The following is an 18,044-nucleotide window of genomic DNA, read 5'->3' on the forward strand; positions in this document are numbered from 1 at the left end:
TCCCCCGACCACGGTGAGGAGCAGCGGATGGACGATCTCGACCGGTATCTCCCGCCGTACACCGCGGACGTCGCGCGGGCGCGGCGCCAGTCGATCGGCTCGCTGCTGGCGCGCACCGCGATCAAGTACCCGGGGAAGACGGCGGTGGTGCACCGCGGGACGCGCAGGACGTTCGCGGAGCTCGACACCGAGGCGAACCGCGTGGCGAACGCGCTGACGGCGCGGGGCGTCGTCCGGAACCAGCGCGTCGCGATCCACTCGCACAACTCCTACGCCTTCGTCGTCGCCTACTTCGCCCTCGCGCGGCTCGGCGCGATCTCGGTGCCGGTGAACTTCAACTTCGTGCCCTCGGAGGCCCGCTACGTCCTGGACGACAGCGGCGCCACGGCCGCGATCGTGGAGGACGCCCTGGTCGAGACCTTCGAGGCGGCCGACGTGCCCGTGGACCTGCGGGTCACGGTGGGCGCGCGCGACGGGTGGACGTCGTTCGACGAGCTGCTGGCGCACGACGACGCGAGCGAGCCGGACGTCGCGATCGGCGACGACGACCCGGTGCAGCTGCTCTACACGAGCGGCACCACCTCGGCGCCCAAGGGCGCGATCATGACCAGTCGCAACCTCATCGCGCAGTACGTCAGCGACATCGTCGACGGCGAGTACCACCGCGACGACGTCGAGCTGCACGCGCTGCCGCTGTACCACTGCGCCGCTCTGCACGACTTCCTCACGCCCGACGTCTACCTGGGCGCCACGAGCGTCGTGGTCGACAGCGCGGACCCGGAGACGATCCTGGCCACCGTCGAGGCCGAGCGGATCACGAAGATGTTCTGCCCGCCCACGGTGTGGATCCGGCTGCTGCGCTCGCCGGCGTTCGACACCCACGACCTGTCCTCGCTGCGCAAGGGCTACTACGGGGCGGCGATCATGCCCGTCGCCGTGCTGGAGGAGCTGGGCCGGCGGCTGCCCGACATCCGGCTGTTCAACTACTACGGGCAGACCGAGCTCGCGCCCAACGCGACGGTGCTGTTCCCGGAGGAGCAGATCACGAAGGCGGGGACGGCCGGGCGCCCGAGCCTCAACGTCGAGACGCGGCTGCACGACGACGAGGACCGGCCGGTGCCGGTGGGCCAGGTCGGCGAGATCGTGCACCGGACCCCGCACGCCATGCGCGGCTACTGGGGCAAGCCGGACGCGACGGCCGAGGTGTTCAAGGACGGCTGGTTCCACAGCGGCGACCTCGGGGTGATGGACGCCGACGGCTACCTCACGATCGTCGACCGCAAGAAGGACATCATCATCACCGGCGGTGAGAACGTCGCCAGCCGCGAGGTCGAGGACGCCATCTACACCCACGCCGCGGTCAGCGAGGTCGCGGTGTTCGGCGTCAAGCACCCCGAGTGGATCGAGGCGGTCGCCGCCGCGGTGGTCCTGCGCGACGGGGAGCGGGCCGAGGCCTCCGAGATCGTCGCGCACGCCCGCGGGCGGCTGGCCGGGTTCAAGGCGCCCAAGTACGTCGTCCTCGTCGACGAGCTGCCGAAGAACCCGAGTGGCAAGATCCTCAAGCGCGAGCTGCGGGACACCTGGGCCGGGCTCGCGCAGGACGGATGAGATGACCACGACGGCGCCCGTGCCGGACCGTGAGGACGACCGGCCGCCGACGGTGGCCGTGCGTGCCCGGCGCGGGCCGGTGCCGCGCGACGACGCCGCCCGCAACGTGCGGCTGGTGGCCGTGGCGTTCGGCGTCACCGTCGTCGTCACCCGGCTCTACCTGGCGCTCACGGGCTACCCGCAGATCGGCGGCGGGGAGTACCACCTGGCCCACGCCCTCTGGGGCGGGCTGCTGCTCCTGGTCGGCGGGCTGGTCGCGCTGCTCTACAGCAACCGGTGGGTGCCGACGGCGACCGCGGTCTGCGTGGGTGTCGGCTCGGGGCTCTTCGTCGACGAGGTCGGCAAGTTCATCACCGCCCGCAACGACTACTTCACCCCGCTCGCCGCCCCGATCATCTACGCGGTGTTCCTGGGTGTGCTCGGCCTCGCGGTCCTCGCGCGGCGGGCCCGGCTCGACCGGCCGCGGGCGCTCGCGTTCTCCGTCGCGGTCCGGTCGCGCTACCTCGCCGACGGCCCGCTGCGCCCGGACGACCGGGCGGCCCTGCTCCGCGACCTCGTCGCGCTCGAGACGGACACCGCGCGGCCGGACCTCGTCGCCTACGCCACCGCGCTGCGCCCCGTCGTCGAGGCGACGCCCGTCGAGGAGCCGCGGCAGCGCGGCCGGCCCGTCGTGGCCGGGCTCCGGCGCGCCGAGGCGGTCCTGCTCCCGCGCTGGGCGCACCGGGTCGTCGTGATCCTCGGTGCGATCGCGCTCGGGCTCGTCTCGCTGGTCGGGCTCGTCGTCCTGCTGGCCCTGTGGAGCAGCGACCCCGACGTCGCGATCGTCCTCGACGACCAGGTGGTCCCGCGGGGCTCGCGGCCCGCGATGCTCGTCGTCGCCTCGGCCGGCGAGGCGGTCGTCGGCGTGCTCCTGCTCGTGGCGGCCGTCGCGCTGGTCCTGCGCCGCGACCACGTGGGCATCCGGCTCTGCCGGGTCGGCCTGCTGGTGGCCCTGGCCGGGGTCAACGTGGCGCTCGGCTACCTCGACGCCGAGCTGGTGGTCGTGGCCGTCGTCGCGGAGCTCGCGCTGCTCGTGCTCGCGGACCGCTACCGGACCCGCTTCATCGACCCGGGTCCCTGAACCGGCGCCCCTCGCCCTCGGCGTGCGCCAGCCGCAGCGTCGTCGACAGCCAGAGCAGCACGTCGTGCAGGCGCAGCCGGGTGGGGCGCGCGTCGCCGATCGCGGTCGCCACCGCGGCCTCGAGCTCGGCGAAGGCGTCGTCGTTGGCCCGCAGGTCGCGCCGCACCACCGCCTCGACGCCGCTGTCGCCCTCCTCGAGGTGGGGGAGCAGCGTGCGGCGGGTGGTGCGGGTCAGGTGCGGCACGAGCGCGGGATGACGGTGGTGCAGCGCCGCGAGCACGTGGGCGGCGTGCGGCCCGGACTCGTGTCCGACCTGGCGCAGCAGCGCGCCGATCGTCCCGGGCTCGCCGAGCACCGAGAGCTCGTCGTCGTCCTGCGCCCAGAGCGGGCTGCCGTCGGCGCGGGCGACGAGGGCGTCGACGAGCGGCGCCGTGCGGTCGAGGGTGTCGTGGACGTCGTGCCACCCGGCGCGGTCGAGGCGCCCGTGCAGGCCCTCGCCGAGCAGGACGTCCGCGTCGAGGCCCGTGCTGGCCGGGCGGGCGTCGAACCGCGTCCAGCCGAACGCCGGGACCTGCGCCCACCGGCCCTCCGGGCTGCCGGGGGACCGGAACCGCAGCCAGCGCGTCGCCCGCGCGTACCCCACGACGGCGTCGAGCGCCCGGTCCAGCCCCATCGGTTCGGGACCGAGGCACGGCAGCCGCAGCACGGCCTTCGTCCGCTGCGCCCCCGCCACCATGCGCCCATGGTGCCGGAGGGGAGCGGCCCGCTACGAGGTGCGCTCCTTGATCTCACCCGCGGCCATGTCCTTCTTGCCGCTGTACTCGAGCTTCTTGTTCTTGGTGGCCTTGCCGGTGACCTCCTTCGCCTTCCCCTTCACCTGCTGCGAACGGTTCTTGACGGTGTCGTCGGCTCCCATGGCGATCGACTTCCCGGCTCGGCGATCTCCAGACGCCCCGGGACCGAAGAGCGGCCGATCGCCCGGAAGGAGGGGCCGTTCGGTCGGTAGCTCGCTCCGCCCGCGGGACGAGCCGGAATGCGACCGGACTGGAGCGGGGTTGTCCGGGCGTGACGGATGAGAAGGCCGAGCTGAGCCCGACCGACTGGGTGCGGGGCCAGACGCAGAAGATCCTGGAGACGGGCACGACCACGGGCGTCGAGGTCCGCGGCGCGCCGATCGTGCTGATGACGTTGCGGGGCGCGAGGTCCGGCAAGCTCCGCTACACGCCGGTGATGCGCGTGGAGCACGACGGCAGCTACGCGGTCGTCGCGTCCAAGGGCGGCGCGCCCGAGCACCCGGTCTGGTACGAGAACCTGCGGGCGCACCCGGAGATCCAGCTCCAGGACGGCGAGACGACGCGGGCCTACCGTGCCCGCGAGGTCTCCGGCGACGAGCGCGCGCAGTGGTGGGACCGCGCGGTCGCGGCGTTCCCGTCCTACGCGGAGTACCAGACGAAGACCGACCGGCAGATCCCCGTCTTCGTGCTCGACCCGCGCTGACGGGTCACGCCGTCCCCACGAGCTGCGCCCGGAGCTCGTCGGGGTCCGCCGAACCCGGCGCCCGTCCCTCGCGGGCGGCGCGGCGGGCGAGCCTCGTGAGCCCGGCGTTGACGGGCGCCGCGCGCCCGAGACGGCGCGCGATCAGCACGATCTCGCCGTTGAGGAAGTCGGTCTCGATGGTGCCGGTGCCGCGCACGAGCGACTGCCAGCTGGAACCGCCCATCACGGGCGGCTCGTCGGGGACGGGGCGGATCGCGACGCGGTCCGGCTCCCAGCCGGGCCACGCCTCGTCGTCGGGCGTGACCGCGATGCCCGCCGCGTCGAGGACCGCGCGGGCCTCGGCCTCGGCCGCCCGCTGGATGTCCGCGGCGCCCGAGGCGTCGCCGAGCAGGGCCTGCAACGCGTTGCCGAGGTTGGTCAGCAGCTTGCGGTACTTCCACGGCATCACCGCGTCCGGGCGCTTGACCAGCAGTCCGGCCGGCGTCCAGTCGCGCTCGAGGGCGTCGAGGACCGTGGCGTCGCCGGCCGGATCGGGGGAGACGCCGTACCGGCCGACGTGGAAGACGCCGCGCTGCGGGGCGGTCCGGACGAGCACCTCGCCGGGCTCGATCATCACGACCGGGAACCAGACGCAGACCGCGACGACGCGCTCGGCGTAGCGCAGCGCGATCTCCTCGCTCGCCACGCCGTTGAGGGCCGTGAGCACCGGCAGGACGTCGGCGGCGCGGCCCGTCACGGCGCCGTCGTCCCCGTGCACCGGGACGTCCGTCCACGCGTCGATCGCCTGCTCGGCCTGGTGGGTCTTGGTGGTCAGGACGAGCACGTCGTCGACGTGGAGCCGGGCCTGCTCCGGAGCGGTCACGACGGGCACGGGCACGGTCACGGTGGTGTCGGGGCACCGCAGGGTCACGCCGCGCTCGGTCATCGCGCGGGCGTGCTCGCCGCGGGCGACGAGCAGCACGTCGCGGCCCGCTCCGGCCAGCAGACCGCCGAGCGCACTGCCGACCGCCCCGGCGCCGACGAAGACGTATCGTGTCACCCCCGAACCCTACGCAGCTCCTCACAGGGCGACGTCGGTCCCGGCGCCGGCCCGTTCCGCCGCCGCGAGGACCGCCGCGGCGGCGGCCGCGTCCTGCACGGCGACACCGACCGACTTGAACACGGTGATCCTCTCGGCGTCCGAGCGGCCCGGGTGGTCACCGGCGACGAGCTCGCCGATCTCGACGACGTCCTCCCGGGCGATCTCGTCGCGCTCGAGGAGCTCGGCGAGGTCGTTGGAGCCCGTCGGGAACGGCGCCAGGGTCGTGGCGCGGTGCTCCACCGCCAGGAGGGCTTCGCGGAGCACGGCGGCGTCGACCTCCCGCCCGTCCGGGATGTAGCCGACCGAGGCGATGTGGGTCCCGGGCCGGACCTCGCCGTCGCGCAGGATCGGCGCGACGGTGCTGGTCGCCGCGCAGACGACGTCGGCCGCCGCGACCGCCTCCGCCAGCGTGGTGGGTCGGGCGGGCAGGTCGAGCTCCCGGGCGAGCGCGGCCGCCTTGTCCGGGTCGCGGCCCGCGACGAGCACCTCGCCGAAGGGATGCACCCGGGCCGCGTAGCGCGCGTGCTCGCGGGCCTGGGGCCCGGTACCGAGCACGGCCAGGACGCGGGCGTCCGGTCGCGCGAGGTGGCGGACGGACAGCGCCGAGCACGCGGCGGTGCGGGCGGCGGTCAGGAGGTCGCCCGCCACGAGGGCGCGCAGCCGGCCGGTCGGCGGATCGAACACCGCGATCGCCGCCTGGTGCACCGGGTGCCCGGCGGCGGCGTTGCCGAGGTAGACCGTCAGGAGCTTGGCCGCGAGCACCCCGGCGGTCGGGCTGTAGGCGGGCATCGTCGCGAGCAGCCCCGCGCCCTCGACCCGCGCGGCGATGCGCGGCGGGAGCGAGGCGCGGCCGTGGCTGAGATCGACCATCGCCGTGGCCACGGCCGACAGGAGGGCGTCCGGATCGAGCAACTCCGCGACCGTCCCGCTGTCGAGCACCCGCACCGGCCGATGGTCGGGCGCGGGTGTCGGGGGGTCAAGCACCGGGGTCACGCGCATGATCGCTCCCGGTGCTCCTGGAGCCCCATGACATCGGGTCAGAGGAGCACCCGGAGCGATCACGGGCCGGGTCAGCCCCGCACCGGCGCCGGACGTCCCGCCGGCGACGCCGCGGACGGCGATGCTCCGGATTCCGCAGCGTCCCGGTCAGGTCCCGCCGACGGCCGCACGAGCACGGCGACGAGGACGGCCGCGGCGAGCGCGGCGACGCCGGCGACGGTGAAGACCGTGTCCAGGCCCGCCGGGAACGCCGCGCCGACCACGGGTCCGAGCGTCGGGTGGCCGGCGAGCACGCCCGGCGCGCCGCCGCCCGCCAGCACCGTCGCCAGCCCGTCGGCGTCGGGGACGCCGCCGCTCGTGAGCGTGGACGCGATCCGTCCCGTGAACACGGTCCCGAGCACCGCGAGGCCGACGGCGAGGCCGAGCTGGCGGAACGTGTTGACCGCCGCACTGCCGACGCCCGCCCGCCACGGCGGTAGGACGGCGAGGGTGGCCGAGACGAACACCGGGGTGGCGAGACCGACCCCGAGGCCGGCCACGACCAGGCCGGGGACGAGGATCCATGGCGCGGAGCCGGCGCCGACCACGGTCATGAGCAGCGCCCCGGTCCCGATGAGCGCCAGGCCACCGGCGACGGGGCGGGCGGGGGAGCCGGAGTGCAGGAAGCGCCCGGCGACCGCCGAGACGGTGAACGACGCGAGCGACAGCGGCAGCGCGACCAGGCCGGCGCGGATCGGGCTCAGACCCAGCACCGACTGCAGCCACAGCGACACGAGCGCGAGGTGCGCGAAGGCGGACGCCGAGAGCACGGCGGCGGCGACCATGAGCGCGGTGAACGACCGGTTCGCGAACAGCGCGAGGTCGAGCATCGGGGCGTCGCTGCGGTGCTCGACGACGACGAACACCGCGAGGGCGACCGCCGCGAGCGCCAGGGCGACGACGGTCGGCGTCGCGCCCCAGCCCCGCTCGCCGGCCGAGACCAGGCCCCACACGAGGGTGCCCGAGGCGAGGGTGAAGCTCGTCGCGCCGGCGACGTCCAGCCGCCCCGTGCCGCCCGACGACGACTCGGTGACGACGGCGAGGGTCAGGGCGACCGCCACCACCGCGACCGGGAGGTTCACGAGGAAGATCGCCCGCCAGCCCCACGCCTCGGTGAGCAGGCCGCCCAGCAGCGGTCCGCAGGCGGCGGCGAGGCCGTTGACCGCGCCCCAGAGGCCGAAGGCGGTTCCGCGCCGCGGGCCGTGGTACGTCGCGGCGATCAGCGCCGCGGTCGTCGCGAACATGGCGGCGCCGCCGCAGCCCTGCGCGACGCGCGCGGCGACGAGGGCGCCGGCGGACGGCGCCAGGCCGCAGGCCAGCGAGGACACCGCGAACACCCCGAGGCCGGCGAGGTAGAGCCGGCGGCGGCCGCAGCGGTCGGCGACGGTACCGGTGATCATGAGCAGCGCGGCCAGCGCCAGCGCGTACCCGTCGATCACCCACTGCAGGGACGAGAACGAGGTGCCGAGCGACGCGGCGATCGGTGGAAGGGCGACGTTCACGATCGTCACGTCGACCAGGAGCATGAAGGTGCCCAGGCAGATCGCCACCAGCGGCCACCACGGACGCATGTGCTTCTCCTCGGGGAGGCTCGACGACCGGACGTCGTCACTGCGACCATCGTCGACATCCGCTGCGGTGACGGACGACGTTCCCGGCCGTTCCCGGCGGCTCTCGACTTCGGAGGCCCTCGTGGCGGTGGAATTCGACGACCTCGACCGGGCCCTCGTGCACGCGCTCCAGGTCGACGGGCGGGCGCCGTTCCGCCGCGTCGCCGAGGTCCTCGGCGTGTCCGACCAGACCGTCGCGCGCCGCTACGCGCGCCTGCGCACGGCCCGGACGCTGAGGATCGTCGGGTTCAGCGACCCCACGGTCGTCGGCGACGAGCAGTGGCACGTGCGGCTGCGCTGCGCGCCCGACGCGTGCGTCGAGATCGCCGAGGCCCTGGCACGCCGCCCGGACACGTCCTGGATCGGACTCATCGCGGGCGGCACCGAGATCGCGTGCTCCCTGCGCGGGCGCAGCGCCACCGCCGACGAGATGCTGCTGCACCGCCTGCCGCGGACGCCGCGCATCCTCGACGTCAGCGCCCACGAGGTCCTGCACGTCTTCTACGGCGGCGCCCGCGAGCCGTTCACCAAGCTGGGCGCGCTGGACGACGAGCAGGTCGCGCGGCTCTCCGAGCACCTCCCGGCCGCGGTGCCGGCACCGCGGCTCGACGACGTCGACCGGCACCTGCTCGACCTGCTCCGGGCCGACGGCCGCGCCCCGGTGGAGGACCTGGCGCGGACGTGCGGGACGTCGGCGTCGACCGTGCGCCGGCGGCTGCACGACCTGCGAGGCAGCGGGCTGCTCTACCTCGACGTCGACGTGGACCCGGAGGTCATGGACCTGCCGCTGCGCACCATGCTCTGGCTGGCCGTCGCCCCGGCGGACCTCGACGCGGCCGGACGGGCGCTCGCGGCCCACCCGGAGGTGCCGTTCGCCGCCGCGATCGCGGGGAAGGCCAACATCTACGCCAGCGTCGCGACCACCGGGGCCGCCGGGCTGTACCGGTACCTGACCACGCGCGTCGCGACCCTGCCCGGCGTCCAGAGCGTCGAGACGGCGCCGGTGATCCGGACCGTCAAGGCGGCGGGGACGCACTACCCGGTGCGCTGAGCACCCTCAGATCCCCAGCGCCCTCCGCACCGCCGGCACGTGGCGCCGGGACACCGGGATCCGTTCCTCCGGCGCGGTGCTGATCACGAGCCGGTCGCCGTCGCGGGCGACGTCGCGGATCCGCGCGACGTTGACGAGGTGGCTGCGGTGCACGCGCAGGAAGCCCGCCCCGGCCAGGTCCCGCTCGACCAGGTCGATGCCCCGGCGCGTCGCCCGCCGCGGCCCGTGGTCGGTCGCGAACCAGACGGCGTGCCCGTCGGCGCGTGCCGAGCGGATCTCCCGCGGGTTCAGGACGACGATCTGCCCGCCCGGGCCGACGGCGGGGACGCGCTGCGGGCGGCCGCCGCGACGCGGCGCGGGGACGCGGTCGAGGGGCTCGCCGCACCCGGCGCGGGCGTCGGTGCACGCGAGGAAGGCGATCGGGTCGGCGCCGGCGACGACGGGGATGACGCGGAAGGTCTCGTCCTCGTCGGTGACGGCGGAGCGCAGCGAGACCGTGCCGCGCCAGCCCGGGTCGTCCCGGACCCTCTCGCGGACGTCGGGGGCGACGTGCCCGAGGCTGTGGATGTCGCGGGGCCCGGGGGTGCGCCCGGTCGCGTACTCGCCAGGCACCGCGCCGCGGCGCCGGGCCGCAGTGTTGGCCGCGACGACGCGGCCGGCCAGGTCGAGGGCGAGCAGCGGTCCGGTCGTGCGCCGCTCGAGCTCGGCGAAGGCCGTCGCGATCCGGCGACCGTGGTGGGCGGCGGTGCCCTGCAGCAGGGCCGCGACGGGCGCGGTCGCGACGAGGAGGTCGACGGGCCGGATCGGCACCATCTCCCGCCAGCTCGCCAGGGTGAGCGTGGCGAGCGGGGCGCCGGTGACCGGGTCGGCGAACGCGACGCCGGTGCAGCTCCACTCGTGCAGCGCGGTGCTCCAGTGCTCCGGGCCCCGCACCGAGCAGACCCGGCGCGCCACGAGCGACGTCCCGACGCCGTTGGTGCCGGCGACCGGCTCGGACCAGGCCAGGGCCGGGTCGAGCCCGGCGTCCGGGGCCCGGCGACGCGTCGGCCCGTCGCCCCAGGTCGCGAGGACCGTCCCGTGGCCGTCGGTGACGGTGGCGACGCGGTTGCCGGTCCGGCTCGCGAGCGCGGCCCCGAGCGCACCGAGCCGCGCGAGCACGCCGCCGTGCACCGGGCGGCCGGCGGGATCGGCGGGGTCGGCGGCATCGGGCGCGGGCGCGGGTCGGGCGCGGGTCGGGTCGATCCGGTAGACGTCGCGGCAGCGGTACCAGGACATCGCGATGGCGGGCGGCACGTCGGAGGCGTCACCGTCGCCGGCGGCGAAGCGCTCCCACGCGGCGTAGGTGCGTGCGAAGGCGCGGTCGAAGGAGCGGGCGGGGGCGTCCACGTCTCAGCCGATCTCCGAGATGACGCCGTAGCCCTCCATCGACTTGGTGAAGACCATCGGGTCGCCGTCGACGAAGGTGTCCGGCGAGAACGCCGGGTCGGCCATCACGCCCCACGCCCGGCGCCGCTGCATCGCGAGGTTCCCGGCGTCGTAGAGGGGGAAGACCATCGACTCGCGGTAGTACCGCGCCATCGGGAACTTCCGGTCGAGAGCGTTGACACCGACGATCCGCATGCAGTCGAAGACGACGCCCTGCATGAGGTCGCCGCAGAAGGTCTTGCTCATGGCGCCGAGCGCGTGGCCCTCCCCGCCGCTCGCGTCGAGGTGGTGGGCGGCCTTCCAGCAGAGGTAGCGCCCGGCCTCGATCTTGGCGGCGACCTCGCTGAGCAGGTGCCCCACGGCCTGGTGCTGGATGATCGGGCCCGCGCCGCCGCCGGTGTAGGTCCTGGCCCACTTCAGCGCGAAGTCGTACGCCGCCCGCGCGACGGCCACCGCGGCGATCGCCGCGATCGGGGCCGACCAGGTGAAGTTCCGGTTGACGAGCAGGTCGCCGTCGCCGGGGGCGAGGAGGTTCTCCTCGGGCACACGGGCGCCGCGGAAGGTCATCGTGACGTTCTGGCACGTCCGGTGGGCCATCTTGTCGATCACGGTGTACGAGACGCCGGGCGTGCCGCGCTCGACGAGGATCGCCGACAACGCCTCCTTGCCGCCCGCGCGGCGGTCGGTGCGCACCACGCAGAGGTTCACGTCGGCACCCTCGAGATCCCAGCCGCCCGCGTTGCACGGCCAGTGCTTCTCGCCGTGCAGGACGTACTCGCCGCGGGCCCGGTCGTGGTCGGCGACGAGCTGGATGCCCGCCTGCGGGCTCGGGTGGTCGAAGTTCGCGGTGCCGCCGCGCTCGCTGACGACCCAGCCGGCGAGGAAGTCGCCGCGGACGTCCGTGGCCGCGCGAGGGATCCACCGTTCGCGCTGGGCGTCGGTGCCGTAGCGCAGCAGGGGCATGAGGGCGAGCCCGTTGACCAGCAGCACCGTCGGGAAGCCGGGGTCGACGGCGCAGAGCTCCTCGATGGCGACGAGGAAGTCGACGGTCGAGGCCCCGCCCCCGCCGTACTCGGCCGGCAGGAACATGCTCGTGAAGCCGAGCGCGGCGGCCTGCTCGTAGACGGGCCGCATCGCGCGGAACGCGTCCTGCGGGTCCGGGAGCGCGTCGGCGCGGTCGGCGACGGGGCGCAGCACCTCGCGCGCGAACTCGCGGGCGACGTCCTTGGTCTTGCGCTGCTCGGCGGTCAGGTCGAAGTCGATGGGCACGTCGTGTCCTCCCGGGCGTCCGGCCCGCGGGCGGCCGGAACGGCTACGGCCCGCCGGCCACCAGTCCGAGCGCTCCCTTGAGCCCGAGATCGTTCGCTGCGATGTCCTCGAGGGAGGCCTCGTCGAGCACCGCGAAGTACGCGTCCAGCGCGCGCGAGAAGACGCTGCGGGCGCCGCAGACGCCCGCGACCCGGCAGAACCGCGCCGGCCCCAGGCACTCGACGACCGCGAAGTCGGACTCCATCGCCCGCATCACCTCGCCCACCGTGATCGACCCGGGGTCGCGCACCAGCCGCACCCCGCCGCCGCGACCCCGCGAGGTCTCGACGATGCCGGCGCCGGCGAGCCCCTGGACCACCTTCACGAGGTGGTGCCGCGACACGGCGTGCGACTCGGCCATGGCCGCGACCGACCCCCGCCGCCCCGGCGCCACCCGGAGGTAGAGCAGCACCCGCAGCGCGAAGTCGGCGTGGCTCGTGTGCTTCATGACCTGCTCGTCTCGCTCGGGCCGCGACCATGGTGAGCTTCTCTCGCCGCAAATCGGTATCGCGGATGCTAATTCGCTACCGACGGGTCCGGAAGCCGTTCGTGCCGCGCCGCGCCGCTCGTGACCGATGTCGTGCCGTCCGTGCCGCCGTCCTTCCGCCCGCGGCGCGCGCCGCTCCACGCTCGTCGACGTCGCGTCGGGTGCCGGGCCGATTCCCGCACGGCGCGTACCTCTCATCCCGCTCCGTGGCCGTGGCGGGCACCGCACTGCGAGGAGGACCCATGACCGTCAACTTCACGATGTCGGACGAGCAGAAGAAGCTGCAGTACGAGGTCCGGGCGTTCGCCGAGAACGTCCTCAAGCCCGTGGTGGCCGCGGCCGACGCCGAGCCCGACCCGCTCCAGGGCTTCCGGATGACCAAGCCCGCGTACATCGAGTCCTACAAGGCCGGCATCGCCATGTGCATGCTCCCCGCCGCGTACGGCGGCGGCGGCGTGTCGTGCGTCGACCTGGTGATCGCGGCCGAGGAGATCTGCGTCGTCGACCCGGGCTTCGCGTGCACCGTGCTCTGCAACGGGCTCGGGCTCATGCCGGTGGCCTGGTACGGGTCCGAGGAGCAGAAGGAACGCTTCCTGCGGGCCGCGACGTCCGACCCCACCGGCGAGTACCTCGGCGGGTGGACCGCCAGCGAGCCGCCGGGCCACCCGTCGGGCACCGCGAACTTCGACATCCCGCTGCCGCGCCCCGCGGGCGTCGGGCTCACCGCCGTGCGCGACGGCGACGAGTTCGTCGTCAACGGCCGCAAGTACTGGCCGTCCTCGGCGGGCTGGGACGAGCGCGGCGTCAACGCCGGGACCCTCATCGTGCGCACCGACTCGGAGAAGGGCGGCACCGAGGGCCTCTCGGCGCTGGTCCTCGAGCGCGACACGCCCGGCGTCACCTACCAGCACCTCGACAAGGTCGGGCACCGCCTCGCGTCGAACGCCGAGATCCACTTCGACAACGCGCGCATCCCGGCGGCGAACCTGCTGCCCGGCGCCGAGGGCAACGGCGACCTCGTCATCAACCGCAACTTCGCGTGGTCCGGCCCGGTGGCGGCGATCGCCGCGGTCGGCATGGCCCGCGCGGCCTACGAGATGGCGCTGGAGTTCGCCCGCGGCAACACCGCCGGCGCGCTCCGGCCGATCATCGGCTTCCAGAACGTCGGCTACGTGCTCGGCGACGTCGCGGCGAAGATCGAGATGGGCCGGTACTTCTCCTGGCGCGCCGCGGACTACCTGGACAAGCACGACCAGCACGCCGAGCTCGTCGGTGCGATGAACAAGATCCAGGTCACCGAGATGATGTTCGACTGCGTCTACAAGTGCCTGCAGATCGTGGGCGTCAACAGCCTCGAGACGAAGCACGGCTTCGGGAAGATCCTCCGCGAGGCGGCCGTCCTGCCGATCTACGACGGCGGCAACATGGGCATGCAGCGCCGCCGCGTCCACGGCATCCTCGCCGACCCGTTGTTCAACCCGCGGGCGATCATGGAGGACGACTACGTGAAGTTCGAGAAGCACCACGAGGCGATCGACACGGTCGTCGGCTGACCCCGCGGCCCGGGCCTACTGGCTGGTATCCCTCGCTGTGCGAGTGATACCAGCCAGTAGGCGCATCACCGCGTCAGGCGCCCCCGGTGAGGCGCGCCTCCAGGTTCGCCAGCACCCCGTCGTGGATGCGCTGCAGGCCCTTCGGCGCGAAGAGGCGCTCGAAGAACCCGCCGACACCGGCGGCGCCGTTCCAGCGGGTGTCGACGGCGACGGTCGTCCCGCCGCCGGCGGGCTCGACCGTCCACGTCGTCACCATGCTCGAGTTGCGGTCGCGCTCGACCAGCGCGTGCCCGTCGACCGTGACGTCGACGGTCTGGTCGCGCTTCCGCTTCGAGGTCGCCTGGAGGATCCAGTGCGCGACGGTGCCGGCGCCCCGGCCGCCCTCCTCGACGCGGTAGTCGCGGTAGTGCTCCGTAAGGACGGCGGGCCGGACCTCGCGGTAGTCCGAGATCGCGGCCAGGACGTCCTCGGGCGGGGCCCCGATGGTGCGGTGCGTCGTCGCGGTCACCTGCGGCACGGTGCGGCCTCCTCGGTCGCGGGGTTCTGGGCGGCTGTCACGTTCCTGCCGTGCGTCGCGTCCTGTCGGTGACGGAACGAGACGCACGGGAGGACACCATGACGCCACGCGTCCCCAAGAAGGAGCTCACCGGGGTCACCGGAGCGGTGGTCAAGCTCGTCAGCAGGCGGATGTTCGGGCAGGTCGCCGAACCCGCCGAGGTCGGGTGGCACCACCGCAAGGTGCTCCTGGCGAGCATGGGGTTCGGCCGCAAGGTCCAGAGCTGGGACGCCGTCGAGGCCGGCCTCAAGACGTACGCGCACATGGCGGTGGCCGCCAAGGTCGGGTGCAGCTGGTGCCTCGACCTCGGCTACTTCCAGGCGCAGAACGAGCACCTCGACCTCGCCGTGGCGAGCCAGGTGCCGCGGTGGCGCGAGGCGGACGTGTTCACACCGCTCGAGCGGGACGTCCTGGAGTACGCCGAGGCGATGACCGACACGCCCCCGACGGTGACCGACGCGCTGGCCGCGCGGCTGCTCGACGCCCTCGGCCCGGCCGGGATGACGGAGCTGACGGCGGTGATCGGCTACGCCAACCTCACCACGCGCAGCAACGTCGCCATGGGCGTCGAGTCGCAGGGCTTCTCGGCCTCCTGCGCGGTGCCCCTGGCGCCGGCGCGCACGGGATCGGCTACCTGATGTAGCCGCGGCGAGTCGTATTTCGGACAGAGACTCCGATCGGCGCAGTCATCTTCGCGACTGCTCGTTGACATGTTCACGCAGCGTCATCACGCTCGGATCACCGGCAGACGGATCTCGTCCGTAGGAGGAACGACGTGACCCGAGTGATCGCCCCGTCGAGACCGTTGGCGGACCGCACACGGGCCCGGCGCGGGCTGGCCCTGTTCTTCCCTCTCGTGATCGTGTTCGAGGCGCTGTCGCTGGCGGTCATGGTCGCGACCGGCAACGTCCTGTGGATCTACGCCCTGATGTGGAGCGTCACGCTCGCCTCGGCGATCACGCGGCTCGTCAACCGCGAGGGCTTTCGCGACGTGTCCTTCCGCTGGGGCGGGGGCCGTTCTGTGACCTGGTCCGTCGTGGGCCTGATCGTCCCGCTCGTGGTGGGCGCGCTCGCGTTCGGGACGGCGTGGATGACCGGGCTGGTCCCGTTCGCCCCCGGCCCGGGCGGGTTCTGGATGGGCCTGCTCGGCGCGCTGACCGTCGGCCTCGTGCTCAACATGGTGTGGGCCGCCGGCGAGGAGATCGGCTGGCGCGGCTACATGCTGATCCGCCTCGTCGACGCCGGCGTCCCGCGCCCGGTGCTGGTGCACTCGGTGATCTGGGGCCTGTGGCACCTGCCGCTGATCATCGCCGGGCTGATCTACACGGAGCACCCCGACACGGTCGTCGCGGCGATCGTGTTCATGGTCAGCGTGATCCCGATGGGCTTCGTCCTCGCCCGCATCCGCCTGGGCACCGGCTCGGTCTGGCCGGGCGTCGTCGCGCACGGCGCCTACAACAGCATCATCCAGGGCGCCTTCTGGCCGGCCGCGGCCGCCGGCGGCGCGAGCGCCGCGGTCTGGGTCGGGATGGAGGCGGGGCTCCTCGTCGCCGTGGCCCTCGCCCTCGTCGCCACGGTGCTGTGCGTGGGGACGTGGACCTACCGGCGCACCCCCGACGAGGTCATGGAGGGTGCGCCGCGGCCGTGAGGCCTTAGACGGGCGAGGGGTTGAGCGGCCGCGACGAGACCGACAATGCCGGCGCTGTGAACGACCCCTGGGTGGGCTGCCTCCGTGCGCGAATCCGGGAGAAGTGGCTGCGGTCATTGCTTCCGAGTGTTGGGCAGCAGCACTGCCATCTACGATCGAACTACAATCCGTGTTCGATTGACGGCGCAGTGCATAGGAGCAAGAGGCCTCGTCATTCCCGAACTGGGCCGCTTGGGTGACTTGGCCTTCCTCTATTGCCCCGCCTACTGGTTAATTTGCAAGGCATGGGGGGATCGCTCGCTACTCGTGGCATGTTCGACGAAGCTTGTTGTCTCAGGGTCATCTGCTTGCGCTGCGATACTGAGGTCACACGATGAGCACGAGCGTGGTTCCGGACCCTCGTAGTGAGGGTGAAGGAGACGATCTCGAGCGAGTCGAAGCCAACGATCTTCGACTAAGAGAGATCGTTGCTGCCGAGAGGTCGGCGGACGGTGACGTGGCGGCAGCGGAAGCTCAGCGAGACGCAGCACTTGCCCAACGAGAAGCCGTCATTGCGCAGCGGGAGGCGGCGCAAGCACAGACTGCCGCCACGAACGTGCAGGCGAGGGCTACGAGGGTAGCTGCGATCGCAGCATTCGCGGCAGTACTGGCCGTGATTCTATCGGCGGTCGGCACACTGACGACAATTGCTGAGAACGCTCACCAGGCGAGAGAGGCGAGGCTCTCGAGCGCGTTTGATGCGTTAGGCTCGGAAAGTCCGACCGCCCGGATCTCGGGGCTCACCCTCCTGGTTCGAAATCTTCAAGAGCGGATCGTCGCAACTTCGTATGCCTGGCCCTTCGCCGAAGACGAGGCAAATACGGTTGCGCTCGCGGTGACTACTACCAACACCGTCGAGAACTACCTCAAGTCACAATCCGAGCTGGTGGTCAACGGTCAGGACGGTGCCCCACGCATCGGAGCCGGTCGAACCGCGACGACCCCTTCGGCGCCATACGTTGTCGGTCAGCTACGTGCGCTCATCACGATCGCTCCTCAGCTTATTGCTATGCGCGAGGAGGTGGACGAAGCGGCTGCTGTTCCGAAGCCCGGGTTCGACCTTAGTCGAGCGTATCTCTACCGTGCCAGGCTGGCGGGCTTGGTGTTTCCCCTAGGCATCGACGGGCATAACTTTGCTCGCGCCGACATGCGCGGCTCCGACTTGACCGACTCCTCCTGGGGTGGCGTCTCATTCCAGTCGACGTACTTCCAATGTGCTGTCGCCAACGCAAGAACCAGTTTCGATGATGCAGATCTGAAGAATGCGGACCTGCGAGGCGCCAACCTCGCTGGCGCGAGTTTCAGACGTGCAAACTTGGCTGGCGCGGACCTCCGCGGTGCGAACATCGACGGGATCGATCTCACAGACGCCAACGTTAGTGGCGCGCTTGTCGACGACGCCGTAGGCACACCACGGGCAGGGAGGAACATCAGCCCAGCCGCGGCCGCCGTCTCCTATGACCCGGATCAGCCAAGGTGTCTCGCCCGTCCTGAGTTGTGGCGCGAGCAGGGCGGAGTGTATCCCCAGCCAATGACCGTAACCTCTCCGCGCACCTTCCTGACCTAGCGCGGGCGGCCGAGAGGCACTCTCGGCAGCTCATGTGGTCCTTCGGCATGCCGAAGGTGCCGTTCGTGGGAAGCAACCGCTCCGGCGCCGAACGGCCTCAGTGGTACGGCTTGTGCGGGATCGCGGCGTCGTTGGTCTGCTGCTCGAAGTCGACCCAGATCGCGCCGTCCTCGATCTTGCAGGCGTAGGTCGGGATCGGGTCGACGGCCGGGACGCCGGTGGGGATGCCGGTGTGCAGGTCGAAGCGGGAGTTGTGCGCCGGGCAGATGAGGGAGTCGTCCTCCTGGAGATAGCCCTCGTTGAGCGGCTGCTGCTGGTGGGTGCAGGTGTTGTGCACGGCCACCGCCTCGTCCTCGTACAGCCGGACGACACAGATCGGCTCGCCACCCATGTGGCAGAGCATCATGTCGCCCTCTTCGAGCTGGTCGGTGTCCGCGACCGCTTCCCAGGCCATGG

Annotated in this window: 17 protein-coding genes; 8 read left to right on the forward strand and 9 right to left on the reverse strand. The window is 72.9% G+C overall.

Translation table 11 applies throughout. The features are described 5' to 3' along the window. Window positions 1–27 precede the first annotated feature (27 nt). Both QSK03_RS07590 and QSK03_RS07595 read left to right on the forward strand, forming a co-directional pair. On the forward strand, window positions 28–1,608 hold the full coding sequence (locus QSK03_RS07590) for a fatty acyl-CoA synthetase (protein WP_285649960.1): 1,581 nt from the start codon (window positions 28–30) through the stop codon (window positions 1,606–1,608). Window position 1,609: 1 nt separating this feature from the next. Then, window positions 1,610–2,728, forward strand: coding sequence for a hypothetical protein (locus tag QSK03_RS07595; protein ID WP_285649962.1), 1,119 nt, complete (start codon window positions 1,610–1,612; stop codon window positions 2,726–2,728). Here QSK03_RS07595 and QSK03_RS07600 read toward each other — a convergent pair. Further along, window positions 2,709–3,464, reverse strand: coding sequence for a hypothetical protein (locus tag QSK03_RS07600; protein ID WP_285649965.1), 756 nt, complete (start codon window positions 3,462–3,464; stop codon window positions 2,709–2,711). The genes QSK03_RS07595 and QSK03_RS07600 overlap by 20 nt on opposite strands. A 329-nt stretch (window positions 3,465–3,793) precedes the next feature. Here QSK03_RS07600 and QSK03_RS07605 point away from each other — a divergent pair, with 329 nt between their 5' ends. Further along, window positions 3,794–4,225 carry a nitroreductase family deazaflavin-dependent oxidoreductase gene (locus QSK03_RS07605; RefSeq protein ID WP_285649968.1) on the forward strand — a complete coding sequence of 144 codons (432 nt, stop codon included), beginning with the start codon at window positions 3,794–3,796 and terminating at the stop codon, window positions 4,223–4,225. A gap of 4 nt (window positions 4,226–4,229) precedes the next feature. Here QSK03_RS07605 and QSK03_RS07610 read toward each other — a convergent pair whose 3' ends face one another. The 3 genes from QSK03_RS07610 to QSK03_RS07620 all read right to left on the reverse strand — a co-directional run bounded on the left by QSK03_RS07610 (window position 4,230) and on the right by QSK03_RS07620 (window position 7,915). Next, window positions 4,230–5,264, reverse strand: coding sequence for a ketopantoate reductase family protein (locus QSK03_RS07610; RefSeq protein WP_285649969.1), 1,035 nt, complete (start codon window positions 5,262–5,264; stop codon window positions 4,230–4,232). Window positions 5,265–5,285: 21 nt separating this feature from the next. Beyond that, a complete protein-coding gene (locus QSK03_RS07615; RefSeq protein WP_285649971.1) occupies window positions 5,286–6,251 on the reverse strand; it encodes an ornithine cyclodeaminase family protein in 966 nt (321 codons plus the stop codon). A gap of 125 nt (window positions 6,252–6,376) precedes the next feature. After that, entirely contained in the window at window positions 6,377–7,915 is a 1,539-nt protein-coding gene (locus tag QSK03_RS07620) for a DHA2 family efflux MFS transporter permease subunit (protein ID WP_285649973.1), read from the reverse strand. Window positions 7,916–8,036: 121 nt separating this feature from the next. Here QSK03_RS07620 and QSK03_RS07625 point away from each other — a divergent pair, with 121 nt between their 5' ends. Then, on the forward strand, window positions 8,037–9,005 hold the full coding sequence (locus QSK03_RS07625; protein ID WP_285649975.1) for an Lrp/AsnC family transcriptional regulator: 969 nt from the start codon (window positions 8,037–8,039) through the stop codon (window positions 9,003–9,005). A gap of 6 nt (window positions 9,006–9,011) precedes the next feature. On the opposite strand, the gene QSK03_RS07630 is transcribed toward QSK03_RS07625, so the two are convergent. The 3 genes from QSK03_RS07630 to QSK03_RS07640 are packed head-to-tail and all read right to left on the reverse strand — an operon-like array spanning window position 9,012 to window position 12,186. Next, window positions 9,012–10,391: a DNA-binding protein gene (locus QSK03_RS07630; RefSeq protein WP_285649977.1), complete on the reverse strand. Its 1,380-nt coding sequence runs from the start codon at window positions 10,389–10,391 to the stop codon at window positions 9,012–9,014. A 3-nt stretch (window positions 10,392–10,394) separates the two neighbouring features. After that, the gene (locus QSK03_RS07635) at window positions 10,395–11,699 is read right to left on the reverse strand and encodes an acyl-CoA dehydrogenase family protein (protein ID WP_285649979.1); all 1,305 of its coding nucleotides are present in this window, start codon (window positions 11,697–11,699) and stop codon (window positions 10,395–10,397) included. A gap of 43 nt (window positions 11,700–11,742) precedes the next feature. Next, window positions 11,743–12,186: an RrF2 family transcriptional regulator gene (locus QSK03_RS07640; RefSeq protein ID WP_285649981.1), complete on the reverse strand. Its 444-nt coding sequence runs from the start codon at window positions 12,184–12,186 to the stop codon at window positions 11,743–11,745. Between the two features lie 281 nt (window positions 12,187–12,467). On the opposite strand from QSK03_RS07640, the gene QSK03_RS07645 reads away from it, so the two are divergent. Then, the gene (locus QSK03_RS07645) at window positions 12,468–13,778 is read left to right on the forward strand and encodes an acyl-CoA dehydrogenase family protein (RefSeq protein WP_285649983.1); all 1,311 of its coding nucleotides are present in this window, start codon (window positions 12,468–12,470) and stop codon (window positions 13,776–13,778) included. A gap of 73 nt (window positions 13,779–13,851) precedes the next feature. Here QSK03_RS07645 and QSK03_RS07650 read toward each other — a convergent pair whose 3' ends face one another. Beyond that, the gene (locus QSK03_RS07650; protein ID WP_285649984.1) at window positions 13,852–14,295 is read right to left on the reverse strand and encodes an SRPBCC family protein; all 444 of its coding nucleotides are present in this window, start codon (window positions 14,293–14,295) and stop codon (window positions 13,852–13,854) included. 98 nt (window positions 14,296–14,393) lie between these two features. Between QSK03_RS07650 and QSK03_RS07655 the strand changes: the two genes are divergently transcribed. The 3 genes from QSK03_RS07655 (at window position 14,394) to QSK03_RS07665 (ending at window position 17,588) form a co-directional block, all read left to right on the forward strand. Continuing rightward, window positions 14,394–14,972, forward strand: a complete 579-nt coding sequence (locus tag QSK03_RS07655; RefSeq protein WP_285649986.1) for a carboxymuconolactone decarboxylase family protein — start codon at window positions 14,394–14,396, stop codon at window positions 14,970–14,972. A gap of 137 nt (window positions 14,973–15,109) precedes the next feature. After that, on the forward strand, window positions 15,110–15,982 hold the full coding sequence (locus QSK03_RS07660; RefSeq protein WP_285649988.1) for a type II CAAX endopeptidase family protein: 873 nt from the start codon (window positions 15,110–15,112) through the stop codon (window positions 15,980–15,982). A gap of 373 nt (window positions 15,983–16,355) precedes the next feature. Further along, a complete protein-coding gene (locus QSK03_RS07665; RefSeq protein ID WP_285649990.1) occupies window positions 16,356–17,588 on the forward strand; it encodes a pentapeptide repeat-containing protein in 1,233 nt (410 codons plus the stop codon). A gap of 97 nt (window positions 17,589–17,685) precedes the next feature. Here the strand turns inward: QSK03_RS07665 and QSK03_RS07670 are convergent, their stop codons facing one another. Continuing rightward, window positions 17,686–18,042, reverse strand: a complete 357-nt coding sequence (locus QSK03_RS07670) for a Rieske (2Fe-2S) protein (RefSeq protein ID WP_285649992.1) — start codon at window positions 18,040–18,042, stop codon at window positions 17,686–17,688. Window positions 18,043–18,044 lie beyond the last annotated feature (2 nt).

The sequence above is a fragment of the Actinomycetospora sp. NBRC 106375 genome (assembly GCF_030269665.1).
Lineage (GTDB): Bacteria > Actinomycetota > Actinomycetes > Mycobacteriales > Pseudonocardiaceae > Actinomycetospora.